Here is a 21,633-nt window from a genome sequence, read left to right as displayed (position 1 = left end):
ATCTGATTTTTATTTAATTAATTGATTTATATTGTTTTTGTATTCTTTGGTTTAATGTCTTCTAAGATGCAATGGATTTCCTGATTGTTAACAATGCGTTTTATTTTGTTGTTTTGTTTGATTGACTATCTAGGATTGTTGGCAATATGATGATTAAAAGTTAACAATTCAGAAGGGAAGGATCTCGATGGCTACTTTACTACTCAAACAAGCACAACTAGGGACGGCCAAGCACAAAAGTGATGTGCTGGTGAAAGACGGCAGCATTGCTGAGATAGCATCACTGATCAATGTCGAAGCAGACACTGTGCTGGATGCCGATGGGCTGGTTATGCTGCCGGGCTTGATTGACGGGCATGCACATATTGATAAAACGCTGTGGGGAATGGAGTGGTATGAAAACGATGTTCCTCGAGATCTTCAGGCAATTGTAGAAAATGAACGGCGGTTCAGAGCAGAAACGCCCTTTGACTCGCAGCAACAGTCGGAGCGCATTGCAAAAGAATACTTGCGTTTGGGAACAACCCATATCCGCACCCACATTGACGTGGACACGGAAATGGGGTGCCGGCATGTAGAAGGCGTGCTGGCCACCAAAAAAAAGCTGCGTGGTTTAGTTGAGATAGAAACCGTGTGCTTTCCTCAAAGCGGGATGTTAGGTCGACCAGGCACTTATGATGTGATGGACCAAGCCATGATGATGGGGTGCGATTTGGTAGGCGGGATTGATCCTTCCTCTTTTGAACGCGATCCGGTTCGCCATATTGATTGTTTATTTGAGTTAGCCCAGAAGCATGGCAAAGGTATCGACTTACACCTTCATGAAGCGGGTGAGCTAGGTGCCTTTTCTGTGGAGCTGGTGGCAGAACGTGTTCAGGCGACGGGAATGCAGGGCATGGTCACGATCAGCCATGCTTTCTGCCTTGGCGAGGTTGATGACGGTTATCAGCGAAAACTTGCTGCGTTGCTGGGGCAAAACGATATTCGTATTGCCACCACTGCACCATCGAATCGAACAGTCCCGCCATTTGAGCTGCTGCGCGAGCATGGGGTTATTATCAGTGCGGGCAATGATGGCATTCGAGATACCTGGAGCCCGTATGGCAATGCCGACTTATTACAACGGGCAATGTTTCTGGGGCTGAAATACCGCTGGCGAAAAGATAAGGAGCTGGAGCAGGCATTGTACGCCATCACTGAGGGTGGGGCTCAATTAATGGGTCTGGAAAATTACGGTCTGCGCCCAGGGGCTGATGCCGATTTTGTCCTGGTTAAAGGTCAGAACTTTGTCGAAGCAATTGTCTCCCAGCCAGCGCAGCGAACCGTCTTCAGAAAAGGACGCTGTGTTGTCAATAATGGCGAGTGGGTAGGAGGGGCACAATGATCACCCGGCTGAGTGCGAAATGGATTGTCGGTTATCAGAACGGTGCCCATTGTCTCTACGAAGATGCCCAGATTGTCTATGAGCAGGGCGGCAAGGTTCTGTTTGTGGGCCATGACTATCCGGGCGTCGTGGATGACTCTATCGATTTGGGCAATGTCTTGATTGGCCCCGGGTTTATCGATCTGGATGCCATTGTCGACCTTGACTCCACGGTGTTGGCTTTTGACCACCAACCCGGCTGGAAGAAGGGACGTTTGCCTTCGTCTGCCTGGCAGCGGCGCGAAACCTACAGTAATGCGCAGCTGGATTTTAATAAGCGGTACGCGTTCAACATGTTGCTGCTCAACGGCATTACGACTGTAATGCCGATCACTTCGATTTTGTACCGGGAATGGGCAGAGACGTATGACGAGTTTGTGCGTACGGCGGATATTGCCGTTGAGGCAGGCATCCGTGCCTTTCTCGGCCCTGCGTATATGTCCGGTTATGGGGTGGTCAACCCGGACGAAAGCGTCAGCATGATGTTTGACGAAGCGAAGGGGCTCTCCGGCCTGCGTCAGGCAATTCACTATATCGAGCGTCTGCGTGCCGATTACCCGGAGACAATTGAGGGGGTGTTAGCGCCGGATAGAATTGAAGGCTGTACGCCTGCGCTTTTGCAGGAAACGGCCCGTGCCATGCGAGATTTACAGTGCCCGGTGCGGTTACATAGCTGTCAGGGCGAGTTCGAACTGAAAATGATTGATCGTCTCCATCAGGGGAAATCATCCATTGAATATATGGCAGAAGCGGGCTTGCTCAGCAGGCATCTTTTATTGCCTCACCTGCAATTTCTGGGGGGGCTGACACCGACAGACGCAAGGGTCAATGATGAGCTGGCGCTGATTGGTGAAAGTGGTGCCAGTGCAGTGATTTGTCCGCTGGTTGCAGGGCGTCATGGTAAATACTTTTCAGGTGTTTCCCGCTTTAAGCAACACGGCATTAATTTATCGCTCGGAACGGACACTTTCCCGGTCGATATGATCCAGAACATGCACATTGGCTGTATTCTCAGCCGGGTTAATGAGAGCAACATTACTGAGGCTTCGGCCCTTGATTATTACAATATGGCCACCTTGGGCGGAGCGAAAGCGCTGGGGCGGGATGATCTGGGACGGCTCTGTGAAGGGAGTGCCGCCGACATGATTATCTTTGACTTCAATAACATATATACTGGTCAAAATTTTGACCCAATCACAACCATGGTGATCAACGGGAATGGGCGAGATATTAAGGGAGTCATAGTCAACGGTGTGCGCCGAGTGTGGGATGGCAAATTAACCCATCAGGAATGGGACATGGCCTTATTGCACCAGCAAGCTCAGCATCAGTTTGATTACTTTAAATCGACCTACCCGGAACGGGCATTTGGCTCTCAGTCATTGGATGAAATTTTTCCTCCTTCACTGCCCGTTCATCGCCGCCAATAAAAGCAATCATGGACATTACCATGCGAGGAGTTAACGTGCGCCAGACAGACGAAAAGCAACGTGTATATTCTGACATTTATACCGCCATTGTTACTTTAAAACTGCCTCCATCAACTCGAATGGTAGAAACCCGTCTGGCTCAGGCTTTATCAACCAGCCGGGCAACGGTTCGTGATGTGCTACGTGAGTTGTCTCTGGTCGGGCTCGTTGAAATACAGCCCAATAAGGGGGCCGTGGTTGCTTCGCCAACCCGTGATGAAGCGCGCGACATAATGGATATGCGATTTATTCTTGAGCAAGAATCAACCAGCCAGGCGGCACAGAAAATAACGGCGGAAGATATTGCAGAGCTTGAGAAGTACATCGCTGATGAACAGGCAGCAATTGATAATGATGAATATGCGAAGTCGCTGGATTGCTCGTTAAATTTCCACCTTAAATTAGCCAAAGTCTGCGGGAATCAGTTTTTGGTGAAATCTTTACAAGAAATGCTGGGGCGTTCCTCACTGGTATTTAACATGTACAGTATCAAGCGTGAAGGCAGCTGCCATTGTAAAGAGCACACCGATATTTTAAACCTTTTAAGAAAAAAGGATCATCAGGGCGCGAGAGAGTCAATGCGGCTTCATCTTGAGTCTCTTAACAGCAATCTTGATCTTAAAGAGTTTGATGCCGAAAACGTGGATTTTGAATCTATATTCTCGAAAAGGATAAGTTCTGATGTTGATTGATGATCCGCTTTTTTATCTGATCTCAATACCTGCCGTCATATTGTACGGCATTGGTAAAGGGGGATTAGGTGGCGCGTTAGGAGATATCGTGGTGCCTATGATGGCACTGACGATATCAACCAGCTTAGCCGCAGCGATATTACTGCCAATTCTGATGGTGATGGATGCTTCTGCGATTCGCTATCATTTTCACAATGCCAGCTGGCCACATCTGAGAAAGATGTTGGTTGGGGGTATCGCTGGTGTCTTTATGGCGGCACTTTTGCTCTCCAGTTTATCCAGTGCGGGGCTACAGCTTCTGGTTGGTGCCATTTCTATTGTATTTGTTTTGTTGTATGTCTTTAAAAAGGAACAGAGTAAACCGGGTGGTACCGTATCCGCTTTTCTCTGGAGTTCAGTCGGCGGCTTTTCTAGTACAGCAATCCATGCTGGTGGTGGCCCGGTCAGTATTTATCTGTTACCACAGACATTAGACAAAAAGAAACTGATAGGCACCATTGTCTGGTTTTTTGCAATCCTTAACTACTTTAAGCTTACGGCCTATGTCAGCCTTGGGTTAATTAATATGCAGAATATTATGTCGTCGCTAGTATTAGTGCCTTTTGCATTATTAGGCGTCAAACTTGGCGTGATGTTACTGGATAAAATTAATCAGGAAGTGCTGTATAAAACGTGTTATTTCTTCCTGTTCTTTTCAGGATTAAAACTGATTTATAATGGCCTGTTTTAATTATTCATTTATTGCTAGCGCCTTTCTCCGTTACTGAGTTTTTATTTATTTTTTATCTCCTCTGATTGCCAGGCCTGTGGCTGGGATAGCTGTGTGCATGGGCTAATTGCGTGCATGAGGTAGTTGCGTGCATGGGCTAACTGTGTGCGTGAAATAGCTATGTGCAGAGGAAATGCCATTAATTGTTTAGGTGAAGCTCTGACTAGAAACTGTTGTACGGCAGAGGTTTCCTGTGGTGTCGGAATGTTTTACAGCATCGCTGTCTGGATAAATTGACGTTTGGTCTTGCTGCTGGCACCGTTTCTTCCGCATGAGACAAGCGTTTCAGGACGGAGACCTTACATAACTCATGGATTTAAAAAGGAAAGAAAAGAGAGATCGTATTGTATGTAAAGTTTACATACTACACTGCCTGAAAATTAATACATAATGATTTCAGTGGGTTGCATATTGGTACGCATAATGCTTTTAAGACTTACCAAAACGCAAAAACAATATAAATACCAATAAAGGAGCAACACCATGAACTCATATATTAAATCTGGTCTTTTCACTCTTGCACTTGCCGGTACTTCAATGAACGCATCGGCTACGTATTTGGATTTCACGGATGGCTCTTACGCAAGTCTGAATGGGCAACAGTCAGCGACTGTCGGTGATATTACTTTTTCATCCTACCGTTATTTCATTGATGGTGCGGGGAACATTGCTAACCATTCCTTCATCACGGGCGATCAGTCATTAGTACAGCTTTCTTCCGGCAATCGGGGAATTGGGGTAAACACCATTCCGGCAAATTTTGTAGAGGGGATCGGCAATGTCTTTGATGATCACGATAAAGTCGATGGCTGGGAGTTTTTAGTATTGAGCTTCAATCACCCATCAACGGTGAATGGTCTGTATATCAATAATTTTGATCTTCTGCTTGAAGCGGCAACGGCCTTTATCATTGATGACCGACATCCGGAATTTGAATTGAATGTGAATACGGATCTGCTTCATCTGGATACGTTACTGGATAAGCTGACTCCGGATGCGTTTAACTTCGATAACCAGTACTGGGATTTTGAGGGCGAAGACTACGTCAAACATATTGTACTGTCCGGGGTTGGGTTGTCTGACTTCCGTCTTGCAGGGCTGGACTACTCGTACGGCGGTTACCCTAATCCTGTCCCAGAACCAGCGAGTCTGCTGCTGATGGCATCGGGTCTGGGCTTTATTGGCTGGCGCCGCACCCGTCGCCAGCACGGGAAAGCGAATCAAGCGCTTCTCGCCTGAGTGTTTTGGTTCAATTTTCCAGCAAATAAGTGCTGCTGGCCTGTCTACACTGATCTGCCCACTCTGGTCTGAATAGGCAAGTTAACAGGCAAGCAGCGCTGTATGAAAAGTTGTAAGTCATGACAAGTTGCAAGTAATGAACAGCCAATCAATCGCGCTACAAGCCAAAAAAAGCCGGTGCAACTCGCACCGGCTTTGCGTTTTTACAATGATCGTATCTGTTGCCCTGATCGGATTAGATTCACTGTCTGCCTTCAGACTGAATCAACGTCTTCCGTTAACGGCGTAGAAAATCCAGTAACCAACGGGTGACCTGCTGGCTGTCGACCGGTTTTTCCAGTGAAGTTAATCCATTATCTAACACCGGCTTGGGCAAAATGTTTTCCCGATAGAGCATCAAATCCCGGGAATACGCTTTGCTGAATTCCGGATGACCCTGTACACCTAAAAAGTGGGTGCCAATCTGAATCATGTAATTGGGGCAGAACGTACTGCCTGCCAGCACTTCACTGTTTTCTGGTAACCCGACGACCTGATCCTGATGACTGACAACCAGTGACAGGGTTTCAGGAAGGCATTGCTCTTCATCCAGCCAGTCTGGCGACTGCAGCAGGCTGTGGGTGGCTACCCCGACTCCCCAGCCCTGAGGCGCCTGGATTACATCGCCGCCCAGCGCCTTGGCAATAAGCTGGTGACCAAAGCAGATCCCGACCAGCTTTTTTTCCTGATCATGTAAACGCCGTACGAAGTCGAGCAAATTGGCTATCCAGGGAAACGGGTCATTCACGCTGTGGCGACTGCCGGTCGTCATGTACGCATCGCACTCATCAATGTCTGACGGCAGTTCCCCGTCGAGCGCACGGTAAAAAATTAACTCCAGTGAATCATCCTGTTCATGCAATAAAGCTTCAAACATTGCCGGATAATTGCCATGTAGCCGTTGTAACTCAGGAGTGACATCATCGCATTGCAGTATTCCGATCTTCATTACGTTTCCTTTTATTGGCTTGAACTAGGACTCACTCAGTCGGCCGATGACCGCATCGGTAAAAATCCGGCTGTAAACGTCTGCGGAAAAGGCGATGGGGTTGCCTCCGGCGGAAGGGTCGGCCACGGCCATTTCACCGACCCGCTGGGCATCTTCCAGCGTGATATCAATGTCTGCCAGAGTATGCGGAATATTCATCGCCTGACGGAAATCCAGTATCCAGGTCATAAAGGCATCGAAACCCGGTTCAGGCAGATCCAGATAGCGGGCGAGGTTTGTGATTTTATCTTCAATAGCGACCCGGTTGGCCTGAAGGACATAAGGCATCAGAATGGCATTGAGCAGGCCGTGGTGTTTGTCATACAGCGCCCCAAGGGTGTGCGCAATCGCGTGCATGCCTCCCAGACCTCGCTGGAACGCCGTTGCTCCCATGCTGGAGGCAACCAGCATTTGGGTGCGGGCTTCAATGTTCCCGCCGTTTTCAATGGCTTCAGGCAGGTAGTGCTTGATCAGGCGAATCCCTTCCAGAGCAATCCCTTCCGCCATCGGGTGATAGCTGGTGGCGCAAAAGGCTTCCAGATTGTGTGAAAGGGCATCCATCCCTGTTGCTGCGGTAATATGTGGCGGCAGGCCGACAGTAACGGCAGGATCCAACAGGACTTTTACCGGCAGCATTTTCGGGTGGAAGATGATTTTTTTGACGTGATGTTGGGTATCGGTAATCACCGAGGCCCGCCCGACTTCAGAGCCGGTGCCGGCGGTAGTCGGAATCGCGATCACGGGCGCAATCGCCGAAGCATCGGCCTGAAGCCAGTTATCACCGATATCTTCAAACGCCCAGAGCGGCAGCGTCTGGCCTGCCATAAGGGCAATGGCTTTTGCAGCATCCAGGCTGGAACCGCCGCCAAAGGCAATCACACCATTAAACCGCCCCAGCCGATACACTTGCAGACCGTCTTCGACATTCTCGCCGGTCGGGTTCCCCTGAATACGGCTGAAAATATCACACTCGATCCCCGCTTGGCGGCAGTAATCGAGTGTGGCGGCGACCATCGGAAGGTCGGCCAGGCCGGGGTCGGTCACAAGCAGTGCTTTAGTAATGCCAGCCTGCTGGCAGGCTTGCCCCACTTGAGCCAGGCATCCTTCACCGACTGTAATCGAAGTGGGATAGTTCCAGTTTCCTTGTAGTTGCATGGTGCTCTCCTTGTCGCCGCCTTCCGTCCGGAAAGCGGCCTGTCGACTTGTAACTGAAAGTGATAATGTTAGCGAATTGCCGGTGTTATCAGGCATGTTTGATATGGAAGGATTTAGGTCGCGTCAGCGCGTCAAAACCCAGTTCAGACAGCGTACAGCCGTGGCCGGAATGCTTGACGCCGGTCCAGGCCAGGGCCGGATCGAGATAATCACAGCGATTGATAAAAAATGTGCCGGTGTCCAGTTGCTCGCCAAGTGCAATACCGGTCGGAATATCGCGGGTGAAAATGCTGGCGGTCAGGCCAAACTGGCTGTCATTCATCAGCGCGATAGCTTCCTCGTCGCTGTTGACTTTCATGACTCCGACCACCGGACCGAATGACTCCTCATTCATCACCCGCATTGAATGGTCAACCTGCGTGAGCAGTTGCGGCGCCAGATAAGGAGTGCCCGTTTGACTGGCCGGGAACAGGGCTTCGTCAATGTGGGCAATGGCACCCTGCGCGACCGCGTCCTGAATCTGGCTGCGTACGAAATCCGCCGCGCTGGTGCGTACCAGTGGCCCCAGTGTGGTGTCCTGCTCATCTGAACGTCCCAGCTGGTAGGTTTTGACCAGTGCAACCGCCTTCCGGACGAATTCATCGTACTGGCTGTGATGGACATAAATGCGTTCTATCCCGCAGCAGGACTGACCGGAGTTGAAAAAGGCGCCGTCAATGGTCGTTTCGACCGCCTGATCAAGGTCGGCATCTTCCCGGACATAGGCCGGATCTTTGCCGCCCAGTTCAAGCCCGACACCGATAAAGTGGCCTGCCGCTGCCTGCTCGACCTGTGCGCCACCTTGCACCGAACCGGTAAAGGCGATGTGGTTGATGCGATCGGACTGAATGATCGATTGGGTGTCCTGATGGCTTAAGTGCAGGTACTGGAAAACGCCGTCGGGCAGTCCGGCCGCCTGGAACGCTTCGACCAGACGTTCCGCGCACAGAGGGGTTTGGGCGGAATGCTTCAGGATAACGCAGTTTCCGGCCAGTAGTGCCGGTACAATGCTGTTAATGGCGGTCAGGTACGGGTAATTCCACGGGGCTATCACAAAAACAACGCCAACCGGTTCGCGGGTAATATAGCGGGTGAAACCGGTTTTTTCCGGAAGTGTCAGCGGTGCCAGCGCGTTTTCACTGACTTCAATCATGTAGCGGGCACGCTCTGCCAGACCATTTACTTCCCCCTGTGCGTAACGAACAGGGCGTCCCATCTGCCAGCAAATTTCCTCGCTAATTACTGGCTTGTGCTGTTCAAGCCAGTCAATGGCTTTACTGCAAATAGCCTGTCGTTCTTTGAGTGCCGTCTGTGCCCAGTGGGGGCGGGCATCGCTTGCTTGTTTCAGGCTGGTTTCAATATTGGCCTGAGTGGCCAGCGGGCGACTGACATAAACACTGCCGTCAATCGGTGAAATCGTGTGTTGCATCGTAGTCATGGTTGTCTTCCCTAGATGATTTCAAAGTAGCGATCCATTTCCCAGTCGGTCACGTGTTTTCTGAATTCACGCTCTTCCCATTCGCGGCTGGCAGCGAAGTGATCGACAAACTCATCACCGAACATGGTGCGGGCGGCTTCCGATTGCTTGAAGCGCTGGGCGGCATCCCACAGGGTGCGGGGAAGCTCAAGCTCCGGTGCATGCTGCTGATTATAAGCGTTGCCTTTTACTTGCTCATACGGTTCCCACTCCTGCATGATGCCGTATAAACCGGAAGCGACAGCCGCGGCCAGCGACAGGTAAGGATTGGCATCGGCGGCGCCCAGGCGGTGCTCGATGCGTTGTGATTTCTCAGATCCAGGGATCACGCGTAGCGCTGTGGTGCGGTTTTCCACCCCCCAGGTGGCGTGAGTGGGAGCCCAGAACCCAGGAATCATTCGAGTATAGCTGTTAATTGTCGGGGCAATGAGGCAGAGAAACTCTGGCATCAGGCGTTGCTGACCGGCCAGAAAATGACGCTGAATTTTGCTCATGGAGTGGGTCTGGCTGCTGTCAAAAAACGCAGATGAGCCATCTTTATTTTTCAGCGAGACATGGATGTGACCGCTTTGTCCCGGGTAGTCGCCCGACCATTTGGCCATAAACGTTGCCAGCAGGTCGCGCTTTTGTGCCAGCACTTTCATAAAGGTTTTGAACAGGGCCGCTTTATCTGCGGCGGCTTCCGCCGCATCCACCGCCATCGCGGCTTCCAGCACGCCCGGTCCGGTTTCAGAGTGGATGCCCTCAATCGGGAAGTCCATTTGCTCACTCATCTGCAAGATGTCCTGATACAACCCGGAGTGTACCGAATTGCGGATCATCGAATAGCCGAACCAGTCTGGAGTAATGGTTTCCAGGTTTCTAAATCCTTTCTCACGGGCGGAATGTGGGGTTTCGTTGAACATAAAGAATTCGTATTCCAGAGCCGCAAACACATCGAACCCCATTGCGTCGGCTTTTTGCAGTGTTCGGCGCAACGCCCCACGCGGGCAGACTTTTTCTGCTTCACCGTCAAACTCGGCAATAAATAGCAGCATTCCCTCTTCGCCATGCACTTCCCGGCAGGTGTGGGGCAGGATGCGCACTGGGGCATCGGGATAACCGGTGTGCCAACCGGTGTAGCGAGTGTTGTCGTACAGCTGATCTTTGGAATCCCAACCTAGTACGACGTCACAAAAAGCAAATCCGTTTTCAAGGGAGGAAAAGAATTTCGATTTCGACATGTATTTGCCGCGCATGATGCCGTCATTATCAAACAGCCCAACCTTAATGTGCGTCAGCGAACGCTCTTCCACGATAGCCATTGCATCAGCGATTGTTTTAACATTTCTTGGTTCCATGTATACCTCTCATCCGGAGGGCTCTTTCCTGAGCCTGTAGGTTATGTTGTGTTTGCAAGGACGGCAGCACGGTCTGTTTTGTGACATCCGTCCTTATCAGTTTGATTGTTATAAGAAAAGTATTAGCTGAGTTCAGACTCTGCGCTCGAAATCAGGGCAAATTCTTCTTCAGGGGCATTGGCAACAATGCGGTGTCGGCTGTAAAGCAGGAAGTACGTGAGCATTACGACGTAGAACAGGGCTGACCACAAGGCGGCTTGGGTGCTGACCACGAACGTCGATGCCAGTGCGACCAGAGACAGTACCAGCGCAATGCCGGAAGTCAGGGTGCCGCCCGGTGTTTTGTAAGGGCGCTCCAGTTGCGGTTCTTTTTGGCGCAGGATGATGTGAGACAAGCTCATCAGGGCGTAGGAAACCGTAGCGCCAAAAACCGCCATGGTGATCATCAGATCCCCTTCGCCGGACAACGACAGCAGGAAACCCAGCACGCCCGGTACGATCAGGGCGTAAACCGGTACTTTTCGTTCACCGGACAAGGACAGGAAGCGGGGCAGGTAGCCAGCGCGAGACAAGGCAAACACCTGGCGGGAATAGGCGTAAATAATGGAGAAGAAACTGGCAATTAAACCAAACAGGCCGACGATGTTGACGAACTTGGCGGCCAGTGAATCGGTGCCGTGAACAGCCTGCAGAGCCCCAACCAAAGGTGCGCTGTGTGATTTCATGGCTTCAGCACCGGCACCACCCGGTACCAGGAACAAGACCAGCGCAGCGAACACCAGCAGTACCAGCATGGAGGCGATAATGCCGCGTGGCATGTCTTTCGCAGGGTTGGTCGCTTCTTCTGCGGCAAGGGGAACCCCTTCGACCGCCAGGAATAGCCACATGGCAAATGGCAATGCCGCCCAGATGCCGACATAGCCTTCCGGCAGGAAGCTGCTCGCCCCTGCTGCTTCCGGGTTTGCTGCGATAGTGAAAAGGTTATTAACATCAAAATGAGGCAGCATACCCACAGCAAAAACAATCACTGCAACGACAGCAAGCGCGGTGATCACCATCATAATGCGCAAGGCTTCTCCGGCTCCCCAGAGGTGGATGCCGACGAACACGCAGTAGAAAGCGGCATAAACGACAGGGCCGTCGATACCAATTAGCTCGTTAACGTACCCACCGATGAAAATCGCGATAGCCGCAGGGGCGATGGCATATTCCAGTAAGATTGCGGTGCCGGTCAGAAAGCCGCCCAGCGGACCTAAAGCGCGGCGGGCGAAGCTGTAACCACCACCGGCCGTCGGAATGGAGGAGGACAGTTCGGCCAGGCTCAGTACCAGGCAGATGTACATCAGGCCCATGATCAGGGTCGCAATGAACATGCCCCCGAAGCCGGCTTGTTCAAGGCCAAAGTTCCACCCGGCGAAGTCTCCGGAGATCACATATGACACGCCCAGGCTGGCTAATAAAATCCAGCCTGCGACCCCTTTCTTCAGTTGACGCTTACTCAGGTAATCGTCAGAAACGGCATTACTCTTGACTGCTTGATGGTTGCTGTCAGACATAACATTTCCTTATGAACGGGTTGATAAAGTCATTCGCACTTTTTGTTACATGTTATTAACATAGTGGCGATTTTTATCAGTCCGCAACAAGAATCAGTTCCGCTAACAGTAGAGTATAAGTTTCTCTAATAGTACGGCGTGGACGGCTTCTCCCACGCAATCTTGTTGGGTTTAGCCGACGTGTAAGTCTTTTTCGAGCCAGGGCAGCTCACGCAGCACATTCGGCAGGAATTTGTCATGCATGACCTGGCGACTGTCAGCGGCCAGAATCTGTGGCAGATTACCCAGCTCGTTATGGCGGCTGACCAGAGTCAGATTTCGTTGTAAGGGTTCATCAGAGGGCAAAGGCAGGCAGGTGAGTTGATCGCGGAATAAGCCGCTCTGAAACAGGCAGAGCGGGGTAGTGATAGTCCAGCCCAGACCGGCAGCGACACTAGAAAGGAGCGCGAAGGTATTGTCCAGCTGCATGCGGATTGGTGCCGACACGCCTTGCCTGCGCAGGTACCGTTCGATGGTTGTTCCAATCAGGGAATCACTGGTGTAACGGACAAAGTCGAGTTCACGGATCAGTTGCTGGAAAGAGGCAAACCGGCGGGTTTCTCGGCGGGGGATAACCAGAATAAAGGGTTCCCGTAAAATCCGGTGGCGGCTGAGAAATTCGTTATCCTCCAGCGCATCATCAGAAATAATGATATCGACATTCCGGGACAACAAGGCCTGAGCGTGCATGTGAGAGCGTCCGGTGCTGATGGTCCAGCTTTCGGTGTGGCGCTTAATCACATCCACCAACGGGGCGCCCAGCGAGGTGGCCAGCGAATCGACCATAGCGATCCGAAGCAGATGCAATTTCTGAAAGTCGCCTTTGGACATTACATGATGAGTTTTTTCTGCCTGAGAGAGTAAATGGCAGGACTGATCATAAAAGTAGCGACCGGCTACGGTTAGCTCAATCGGGCGCACGGTGCGATCCAGCAATTCGACATTCAGGTTGTTCTCTAAGGTCGAGATAGTTTGTGATACGGAAGACTGGGTCAGCCGTAGCTGGTTGGCGGCCAGGGTCATGTTGCCGGTCTGGGCGGTGGTGACAAAAACCTCAAGGGCGCGAAGATCAAATCCGAATATTTTCAATGTTTCCTTCCTGTGGATGTAACGGTTCATTCCCTAAACCTGACTTAACGAGTGTGCTCACTGCCTTGCATCCTGCAAACAACCGGCACATATCAAAAATAAGAGTAATGCCAATATCTCCGGGCTGCAATTGATGATCTATTCAATAAACTCTTTCCGTTCATAGGGTTAGTTTCTGGCATCTTGCCTGACTGAATAACTGGACGTTATAAATCGTCGAATTGTTATTTCCTCCTGATAAAAAACCAGTTCTCTCTGTTTATTCAGTCATATCTGCGTGCTCAAGTCTTAGGATTATGAATGCCCAGTTTCGCTACACTCTTTGATAAGGTGTCGAAATAGGCATGTTCTTATGAAGAGAATCATTATTGTACTGGCTTGTCTGTTAGCCGCGATCATTGTTGTTGGGCAAATGTCCGGACAAGACAATCTGATTGCCCGGCAGGTGAAAGCCATCGCTACGCCGGAAAAAAGCTATCTGCTTGATGTGAAACACCATATCAGTGAAACGCCAAGACCGGCCGAAACCTATCCATTCCCTATTAAAATTGGTGAGGTTGGCCCTGTTACGTCGCTGTATTCCGGGCCCAATCAGTACCCCTTTTTCTGCATGACGCTGGATTCCGGGATGGGACAGCCGCTGGTGGATAATCAGGAAGGGCTGGGTGTCCCGGTGTATGACAGTCAGGATGGCACTAAGCTGGTGGGCTACTCGAAAGATTGTGCGGCCAAAACACAGTTGCTTTACTTTCTGGTTGATGCGGATAACGACATTCAACCCATGACGGAAGAAGAGCTCAGACAAGCGCCGATCGCCGATGATGCGTTGTTGGTACGGGTAGAGCAGGGCACCATCAATCGCTATGTCTACGCAATTGCAATGCCGATTTCACCGGAAGAAATTGGTGTGCAGAATGGTGCGTCATTGTGGAATAACCGGCTGATTTATCACTTCGAAGGGGGCTCGGGAATTGGTTTCCGGCAGGGGCGAATTAAGTTTCATCGTCTGGTGAATAAAGAGCTGGAGCAATTAAGAAAAGGGTACGCGGTTGTCAGCTCAAGCGGTAATAAAACCAGTTATGGCTATAATATGCTGCTGGCAGAAGATACGGCCAGACGGGTTAAAACCCAGTTCGTCACTCTGTTTGGCGAGCCATTGTATACCGTCGGTATTGGTGGGTCGGGAGGCGGGTTGGCGCAGTACCTCATCGGGCAGAACAGCCAGGGTATTCTTGACGGTCTGATTCCGCTCTATTCGTACCCGGATATGGTCAGCGTTTCAATTTATGCGCTGGATTGCGATCTGCTGAATAACTATTTCACGTTCCGATCCTATAACAAAGATCACTGGCAGGACTGGCATCAGCGCCAGAATATTGAGGGGCTGCGGGCCATCAGCGGAGCCGAGCAGAAATATGGCTGGCTGTTGCCGGTCAATCAGCTGGCGCGCGGGGAATTACCAGAGTTTCCGAAAGGGAACAATGAGTGTATTAACGGTTATCTCGGGTTGAGCAGCTATATTCATAATCCGCGGCAAGGTTTTATCAAGCCTTTCTTTCATCACTCTGTGGTCGGTAAGGTCAACTGGAGCTACTGGCAGGACATGGTGAACGTGTATGGTCAGGATGAGCACGGTTTCGGGCAAACCACCTGGGATAACGTTGGCGTGCAGTACGGGCTACAGGCGCTGCTCAGTCACCAGATTTCGCTGGATGATTTTATTGATCTCAACAAGCGGATCGGAGCCTGGAAAGCGCCTTCCCAGATGGAGCCGGAGCGCATGCTCAGCCTTGGCTCCAGTATTCCGCCTCTCTGGCTGTCAATCTGGGGAAACCAGAACATCACGAAGCTTGACGGGGCGCTGGCTAAACGTCAGGCGGGGTCTTTGGTCGCTATGAACAAAGCGTATGAATATGGTCAGGTATTTATTGGCCGCATTAACCTGCCGATTCTGGATGTCCGGCATTATCTGGAAGATGAACTCAATATGCATCATACATCCGCTTCGTTTGTCAGCCGGCTGCGTATACTCAACGACCAGAAAACCTATCGTAATCATGTGATCTGGATTGCCGATAAACATTACAACCCGACAGAAAAAGCGTATGAGGTGATGGATCAATGGCTGACGAATATGCATAAGTTGCCGGAGAATCTGCCTTATGAAGACAGGGTCAGTATCGCCCGGCCCAATGTTGCCCAGGATACCTGTTTTGATCAGGAGGGGAACATCATGGCTGCCGGAAACGGCGTCTTTGATGGGGAATGGAATCAGAAGGAAAAAGGAAGCTGCACACAACATTATCCTATGTACAGCAACAGCCGGATAAAGGCCGGTGCGCCGTGGGAAGGAAGCATTTTTAAGTGTTATACCATTCCGGTTGACGTTGCGGCAGCGCAGGGGATGTACGGCGACTGGGATGTTTCGGCAAAAATGGATGAACTGCAACAAATCTTCCCAGACGGCGTGTGTGATTACCGACTTGGCGACATGGGCAGGCCAAAGGCGTTGTAACCGGCCAGTCATGCAGTCATGGCGTTATGCAGTCATGCAGTCACGCAGTCACGCAGTCACGCAGTCATGCAAGGGAAGCGGGAAAATTGACCAGGAAATGGTTGCAGTGAGATTGTTGCCTATACTTGGAACCAGTTATCCCCGTTGGTTTATTCGATCAAGGAGTGTGAAGCATGTCATTGGATAAAGTTCTGTACACCGCACAAGCGTCAGTCACTGGTGGCCGTGATGGCCATGCGACGTCCGCTGATAACAAGATTGATCTGCATTTATCCACCCCGAAGGAGTTGGGGGGCGCGGGTGGTGAGGGCACCAATCCTGAGCAGTTATTTGCGGCAGGTTACGCCGCCTGTTTTACCGGTGCGCTGAAGCTGGTAGCGGCTAATCAGAAAGTCAGTCTGCCAGCATCCACCTCCATTGAAGGGTTGGTGGGAATCGGCCCGATCCCTCAGGGGTTCTGTATTGAGGTGGAATTACGGGTCAATGTCCCCGGTATGGATAAAGCGTTGGTGCGAGAGTTGGTCGATAAGGCGCACATCGTTTGCCCATACTCAAATGCAACACGCAACAATGTCGATGTGCGTCTAACCGTGGTGTAGAAGCACCGATGGCGCTGTGCCAGAAAGCGATCATCATCATTGACGATAAAGGCAGTTTTCACTGCCTTTGTCTTCTTTCTCGTCTTACTGCATTTTGTTGTTTCGCCAGTTATCGGATGACCACTCGGTGAAACGTGTTCCCCAGAATACCGCCAAGAATCAAAAACGGCAGGTACACCCAGCCAGAGAGTGAGAAGTTTGCGATCGGTGTAAACAAAGCACCGACATTACAGCCGTTGGCAAGGCGAGTGCCCAGTCCCATCAGTAGACCGCCCAGCGCGAACAGGGCAAATTGTTTCGCAGAATGGTTGAGCTGGAACGAGAAAGAGAAATTGCCCAGAAATAGCACCGCGATTAAAGTGCCCAGCATAATGGCCAGGTTCTGAACAGAAATACTGTGGCTGAAAAATGGCGTGGTAAAGATCTCAGCTGGGCGGTGGGTAAAGTCGGCGATTGTCTCTGCGCTCACTCCCAGTGCCATCAAGCCCTTACCAAACCAGATTCCAAAGGGGGTAGAGGCTCCCCAACCGGCCCCGGTCGAAACCATCATGATGCCGAAGATCAGCGCAATCACCAGTGCTGCGGTTTTCATTTCCCAGATGTTGCCGAACCAGCGGCGATATGTCTCTGCGCTAAACAGCGAAAAATGCTGGGGTTTATCGTTGTTGGCCAAGTTTTGGCGGGCAATTTCGCCGTCAACACCCAGGAAGGTACCGTTAGCATGGCGGTAGTTCTGGTACATTTTCGCTAAGTAACCAACGACAGAGGCCAGAACAATGGTGGTTATCACTGACATGAAGTAGCCGTTTAACGGTCCCCAGGTGAACAGATCCGGCATATATACCCCTTTCCCGGCAAAGCTAGGTGTCGAGATGGCCGTTGTGGTGATCCACGACTGAGTCGCTTGCAACGGAAAGCCCAGAAACACCCCGGCGGCGAAAAAGATCAGGGTGGTTAACGCCCTTGGCACATCGCTCACCATCTCAACCATCACACCGGTTGCACAGCAGCTCGAGAAGCTCATACCGGCACCAAACATGACGCCACCCAGCACCAGCCCCAGGTTGATAGGGTTCACCCATAAATCGTAATCCGCGACGTTTGCATTGAACAACAAACCGGCATTGATAATTGCAGTGACGACGAACATGAACATCAGGGTTTGCAGGAGTTGTGTCGAGCCACGTCGGTAAGCGCGGTTCACACTGCCGGCAAAGCCAATGGAACCTTTGGTTAACGCAAATCCAAGACTCAGACCGAACAACAGACGTAAAAACAGCGATGTATTTTCAAGGAAAACCGCGCCAAGGGTGAGCGAACTGAGGGTGATGAGACTGGCAAGCAGTGCCTGTTTTTTGTTCATAGTGATAACCAAAAATAACTAAAGCGATTAACGAGCGGGTACGCTAGTGAGTAGGTGTGAGTGAAGGAGAGGATTATTCTCTTTGTTTAGGCATAAATCCAGCTATTGATATAACCATTTATTATATGACCATGCGTAGCGTTATATTGCTGGTGTGACACTCTTAACGGTTATTGCAAATAGGCTTTTTGCTGGCTTGGGTTGAGGGAAGGATCCGTTGAGTGGCCTAAGTCTCACCACTATTCTGAATACGCATGTTTTATGATCTGGTACACGCCTTCTAGTCCTAAATGGGTATTGCGTGTGGTGGCATAGGAAAGATACTCTTTTTACCGTTAACGTTATGAAAAAATAGATAAATATCGTTTAGTCAATCAATGTGATTGAGTTGGCCTTTTTCAAAGGCCGTGATTTAAAACAGCACTCAGCAACATGCCGTGTTCTACCTGACCTAACCTAGCCTTTGCTCGATGTATCACTGGAAGACAATATGAGCAGCCCCTGCAAAGGGGTTTCTTTTTAGTACAGACAGGTTATATCCATGCTGCCTTCTTAATCCTCTTCCTGAAAGAGCTGGTGAATCCAGTGATACTGCACATTCTTCTGGCGGCACAACCAAATTGACTGCACGCAAGCGTACGGACAGCCTCGGGTCGTAATAATCGGCAGTTGTTCATGCTCCGCTAAATATTGCGGCATATATGCTAACCAGGGTTGAGTGTTCACCAAGGCGATCAGCGTCGATATATCATCCACTCTTGCGGTAATTTTGCGCTTAAATTCTGAATCAAACCACCCGTCTTCACTGCTGTTTTCGACAGTATGTCCGTACGCCGGATGGGAAGGAACAATAAACGGATGGGTTAAGACCGTTTGGATATCAATCGGCTGAGAGTGAGTGGCAACATGAATGGCGAGAGGGTGATGTTTGCTGGCAACAATCACAAAGGGAACGTCACATATTTTCTCGCTGTAGATGGAGGGTAGTGCAACAGATTGGCCCGCCAGTGTTGTTGTTAGGGCAATGTCCACCTGATGTTTCAGTAAGGGTGACAGATCGGGCGCAATTTTTATGTCGAGGCTGTGATCGGCCTGATGTGTGCTTAACCGGTTTACCACTGTCGGCAGATAATGGGCGAGCACTCCCGCCGGTCCAGATACTCTGACGTGACAGCGTCTCGGGTTACCCAGTTCAAATTCGATTTTTTCATGGATTCCCAGTAGCTCGACAGCGCGTTCACGCAGTAACTTGCCGGCTGGGGTAAGTTGCCAGCCATGACCTGTGCGGTCAAACAGTTCATGTTGATAATAGTCTTCGATTCTTTTAATGGCTTTTGACAGTGTTCCCGGTTGCATGGAAAGCCGAACTGCGGCATTTCGTAAGCTGGCTTCTTTCGCGACTTCGACAAACAGGTGCAAGTCTTCAATTTTCATAATGATTCCAAAGTGGAAACACTTGTTGGTTTTGTGTTTCTTAATTGTAGTCAAAGGTCAATATACAATAAAAACCCAAAGACACAATCAGGGCAGCAGAAGTGAACCGATTTACGCCGTTAACAGTGTCAGGTAAGCACCTGAAAAACAGACTTGTCGTGCCTCCTATGGCATCGCAAACCGCCAATGTGGAAGGGTTGGCAACCGAGCAGACGCTTCGCCATTATGCGAACCTAGCCAAGGCAAATCCTGGCTTGTTGATGGTGGAATACTCGTTTGTGGACCTCTCAGGCCGCAGTGAAACCAATCAGCTTGGCGCACACAGTGATGTCTGCCTGCCAGGGCTGAGTGAGATTGCCAATGTTATAAAACAGCAGGGGACGCTGGCGGGGTTGCAGTTAACCCACTGTGGCGGGAAAGCACCCAGAGTCATTTGCAGCGATCTGATGGGGCCATCCGGCATCACAGTGCCTGCGTATGATCGGGTGCTGGAAAAACCGAGAGCGATGACTCGTGAAGATGTGGAGCTGTGGAAAACGCGATTCATAGAGGCCGCAATGCGTGCAGAAAAAGCGGGGTTTGATTTTGTCGAAATCCACTGTGCGCATGGTTACGGTCTGAATCAGTTTCTTTCGCCGATTACCAATCAACGTGAGGATGAGTACGGTGGTGACCAGCGCAATCGCTCCCGATTAATGGTGGAAATCATTCAGGGAATCGCACAACACACTAACCTGACAATCATGGCGCGTATTCCGGGTCAGGATCTATACCCAGAAGGGCTCACCCAAAACCAGATGCTGGAAACCTGCCGTTATTTCACTGAAGCCGGGCTCGATGTACTGGATGTGTCTTCAGGTATTGGCGGCTGGAACCGACCTAAACAACGTCGAGGGCAGGGGTATCTGGTTGAAGAGTCAGCATACATTAAAGCGGCTGACTTGGGAGTGCCTGTGATTGGTGTGGGCGGTATCGAAGAGGGCGATTTCATTGATCACGCGATTGAACAACAATGGCTCGACTTAGCCGCCGTCGGGCGGGCGATTCTTCATGACCCTGAAGGTTTTGCCTGGCAGCAAATGAAGCAACCTAGTCGGGAGCCTGAGCCGGCATAAAGCTGTGCTGCTGACGCCATCAGTGAATTGACGAAGTTTATACCCATTAAAAAAGGTCTGGTTTCAAACCAGACCTTTCTCTTATGCCCCGTGTCCGCTTACGATTGGTTAAGCAAGCGGTTCTGGCTGATTTCTGGCAAAACAACGTGCTGGCTCATTGCTTTAGCATGTTGCAGCTGCTTTTTTCTCAGCTGGATATGACACAGTTCCATCACCATACCAAACGCCATGGCAAAGTAGACATAGCCTTTGTTGATATGAAGATTAAAGCCTTCCGCCATTAACAAGCCACCCAGCAATACCAGGAACATCAGTGCCAGTGTTTTAAACCCAGGGTACTCGTTGACAACTTTATTCACCTTTTCAACGATCAAGACCATTACTATCGCGGAGGAAACAATGGCTGCCACCATGATAGGAACTTCTTTGGTCAGACCGACGGCGGTAATCACCGAGTCCATCGAGAACACTGCATCAATGGCGAGGATCTGGAGCAGAACCACCACGATACCGGTTCGCGCATGAGTTGAATGGTGAGTTTCGACTTGTGTCAGCCATGACCACAGCTCTTTACCACTTTTTGCCAGCAGGAAAGCACCACCACCAATCATGATTAAAGCACGACCGGTTAGTGAGAGATCACCGACTGTCAGGAGTGGTTGAGTTAACGACATGACCCAGCTGATCGAAAAGACCAGACCAATTCGTGCCGCCACGGCCAGGGCAATACCCAGGTTACGTGCCATCTTTCGTTGATGGAGTGGCAAACGCTCACACAAAACGGAAATAAAAACAACGTTATCTACGCCGAGCACAAGTTCAAGAGCAAATAAAGTTGCGAACACCACCCAGGTTTCGGGTTGCATGAAGAGTTCTAACATGTTGTTGCCTCCAGGAAAGTGGAAGCAGGGGAGTAACACGATCGACTAAGGGGATCGTCCATGGAGTTTTAATACCTCTGTTGCTTAGGAAGTATGAGTAAATCACCACACCGAATTTTTAGCAAGAGAAATAATTGTGTCAAATTGTAACCATAATAATCGTAGGAAAGACAGATCACAGACTCCAGATTGCATTGAAAACTATTTATTTGTTAACCAGATAAGTAAATAACAATAAGCAGGACAATAGAGCCTCAAGAATTCATGGCACTGAATAGCAGATGAAAAATCTCATAGCCAATAAGAAAACAGATAGCTAATAGAAAAACAGTACATGGTTAATAGAGTGTAAACTGAAAATAACAGTAAACAGGTAGTTGAGCTTGATCATTTTGTTATATTTCAGAATTTC

The 21,633-nt window shown here is 50.2% G+C and carries 17 protein-coding genes; 8 read left to right on the top strand and 9 right to left on the bottom strand.

Features of this window, described 5'->3' with window-relative positions; all coding sequences use genetic code 11:
- The first annotated feature begins 187 nt into the window (after positions 1–187).
- From PGW97_RS22225 to PGW97_RS22205, 5 genes are all read left to right on the top strand, one after another.
- Positions 188–1,384 carry an amidohydrolase family protein gene (locus tag PGW97_RS22225; RefSeq protein WP_273859857.1) on the top strand — a complete coding sequence of 399 codons (1,197 nt, stop codon included), beginning with the start codon at positions 188–190 and terminating at the stop codon, positions 1,382–1,384.
- Complete coding sequence (locus tag PGW97_RS22220) at positions 1,381–2,853, top strand: chlorohydrolase family protein (protein WP_273859856.1); 1,473 nt, start codon at positions 1,381–1,383, stop codon at positions 2,851–2,853. The genes PGW97_RS22225 and PGW97_RS22220 overlap by 4 nt, the downstream gene beginning before the upstream one ends.
- Positions 2,854–2,888: 35 nt before the next feature.
- Complete coding sequence (locus tag PGW97_RS22215) at positions 2,889–3,584, top strand: GntR family transcriptional regulator (RefSeq protein ID WP_047886126.1); 696 nt, start codon at positions 2,889–2,891, stop codon at positions 3,582–3,584.
- Positions 3,574–4,314, top strand: coding sequence for a sulfite exporter TauE/SafE family protein (locus tag PGW97_RS22210; RefSeq protein WP_047886125.1), 741 nt, complete (start codon positions 3,574–3,576; stop codon positions 4,312–4,314). The genes PGW97_RS22215 and PGW97_RS22210 overlap by 11 nt, the downstream gene beginning before the upstream one ends.
- A 522-nt stretch (positions 4,315–4,836) precedes the next feature.
- Positions 4,837–5,592: a PEP-CTERM sorting domain-containing protein gene (locus tag PGW97_RS22205; protein WP_273859855.1), complete on the top strand. Its 756-nt coding sequence runs from the start codon at positions 4,837–4,839 to the stop codon at positions 5,590–5,592.
- 277 nt (positions 5,593–5,869) lie between these two features.
- Here PGW97_RS22205 and PGW97_RS22200 read toward each other — a convergent pair whose 3' ends face one another.
- The 6 genes from PGW97_RS22200 to PGW97_RS22175 form a co-directional block, all read right to left on the bottom strand.
- Positions 5,870–6,580, bottom strand: a complete 711-nt coding sequence (locus PGW97_RS22200) for a glutamine amidotransferase-related protein (protein ID WP_273859854.1) — start codon at positions 6,578–6,580, stop codon at positions 5,870–5,872.
- 24 nt (positions 6,581–6,604) lie between these two features.
- On the bottom strand, positions 6,605–7,774 hold the full coding sequence (locus PGW97_RS22195; RefSeq protein ID WP_273859853.1) for an iron-containing alcohol dehydrogenase: 1,170 nt from the start codon (positions 7,772–7,774) through the stop codon (positions 6,605–6,607).
- 88 nt (positions 7,775–7,862) lie between these two features.
- Positions 7,863–9,251 (bottom strand): aldehyde dehydrogenase family protein, encoded by a 1,389-nt coding sequence (locus tag PGW97_RS22190; RefSeq protein WP_273859852.1) that lies wholly within the window; start codon positions 9,249–9,251, stop codon positions 7,863–7,865.
- An 11-nt stretch (positions 9,252–9,262) separates the two neighbouring features.
- Positions 9,263–10,630: a glutamine synthetase family protein gene (locus tag PGW97_RS22185; protein ID WP_273859851.1), complete on the bottom strand. Its 1,368-nt coding sequence runs from the start codon at positions 10,628–10,630 to the stop codon at positions 9,263–9,265.
- A 122-nt stretch (positions 10,631–10,752) separates the two neighbouring features.
- Positions 10,753–12,186, bottom strand: a complete 1,434-nt coding sequence (gene eat, locus PGW97_RS22180) for an ethanolamine permease (protein ID WP_217391304.1) — start codon at positions 12,184–12,186, stop codon at positions 10,753–10,755.
- A 171-nt stretch (positions 12,187–12,357) separates the two neighbouring features.
- A complete protein-coding gene (locus tag PGW97_RS22175) occupies positions 12,358–13,314 on the bottom strand; it encodes a LysR family transcriptional regulator (RefSeq protein WP_217391303.1) in 957 nt (318 codons plus the stop codon).
- A gap of 352 nt (positions 13,315–13,666) precedes the next feature.
- Between PGW97_RS22175 and PGW97_RS22170 the strand changes: the two genes are divergently transcribed.
- Complete coding sequence (locus tag PGW97_RS22170) at positions 13,667–15,829, top strand: DUF6351 family protein (protein WP_217391302.1); 2,163 nt, start codon at positions 13,667–13,669, stop codon at positions 15,827–15,829.
- A gap of 173 nt (positions 15,830–16,002) precedes the next feature.
- A complete protein-coding gene (locus tag PGW97_RS22165) occupies positions 16,003–16,428 on the top strand; it encodes an organic hydroperoxide resistance protein (RefSeq protein ID WP_047886117.1) in 426 nt (141 codons plus the stop codon).
- Positions 16,429–16,537: 109 nt separating this feature from the next.
- Here the strand turns inward: PGW97_RS22165 and PGW97_RS22160 are convergent, their stop codons facing one another.
- Both PGW97_RS22160 and PGW97_RS22155 read right to left on the bottom strand, forming a co-directional pair.
- The gene (locus PGW97_RS22160) at positions 16,538–17,791 is read right to left on the bottom strand and encodes a YeeE/YedE family protein (protein ID WP_273859850.1); all 1,254 of its coding nucleotides are present in this window, start codon (positions 17,789–17,791) and stop codon (positions 16,538–16,540) included.
- A 552-nt stretch (positions 17,792–18,343) separates the two neighbouring features.
- Entirely contained in the window at positions 18,344–19,225 is an 882-nt protein-coding gene (locus tag PGW97_RS22155; protein WP_273859849.1) for a LysR family transcriptional regulator, read from the bottom strand.
- A 167-nt stretch (positions 19,226–19,392) separates the two neighbouring features.
- Between PGW97_RS22155 and PGW97_RS22150 the strand changes: the two genes are divergently transcribed.
- The gene (locus PGW97_RS22150; RefSeq protein WP_273859848.1) at positions 19,393–20,340 is read left to right on the top strand and encodes an NADH:flavin oxidoreductase; all 948 of its coding nucleotides are present in this window, start codon (positions 19,393–19,395) and stop codon (positions 20,338–20,340) included.
- A 98-nt stretch (positions 20,341–20,438) separates the two neighbouring features.
- On the opposite strand, the gene PGW97_RS22145 is transcribed toward PGW97_RS22150, so the two are convergent.
- Positions 20,439–21,221, bottom strand: a complete 783-nt coding sequence (locus PGW97_RS22145) for a TerC family protein (protein WP_047886113.1) — start codon at positions 21,219–21,221, stop codon at positions 20,439–20,441.
- Positions 21,222–21,633: the final 412 nt, after the last annotated feature.

Origin of the sequence: Photobacterium sp. GSS17, from assembly GCF_028621875.1 — a bacterium.
Lineage (GTDB): Bacteria > Pseudomonadota > Gammaproteobacteria > Enterobacterales > Vibrionaceae > Photobacterium > Photobacterium ganghwense.
The sequence above is the reverse complement of the archived record's forward strand: the minus strand, read 5'-3'. Positions and strand labels throughout refer to the sequence as shown.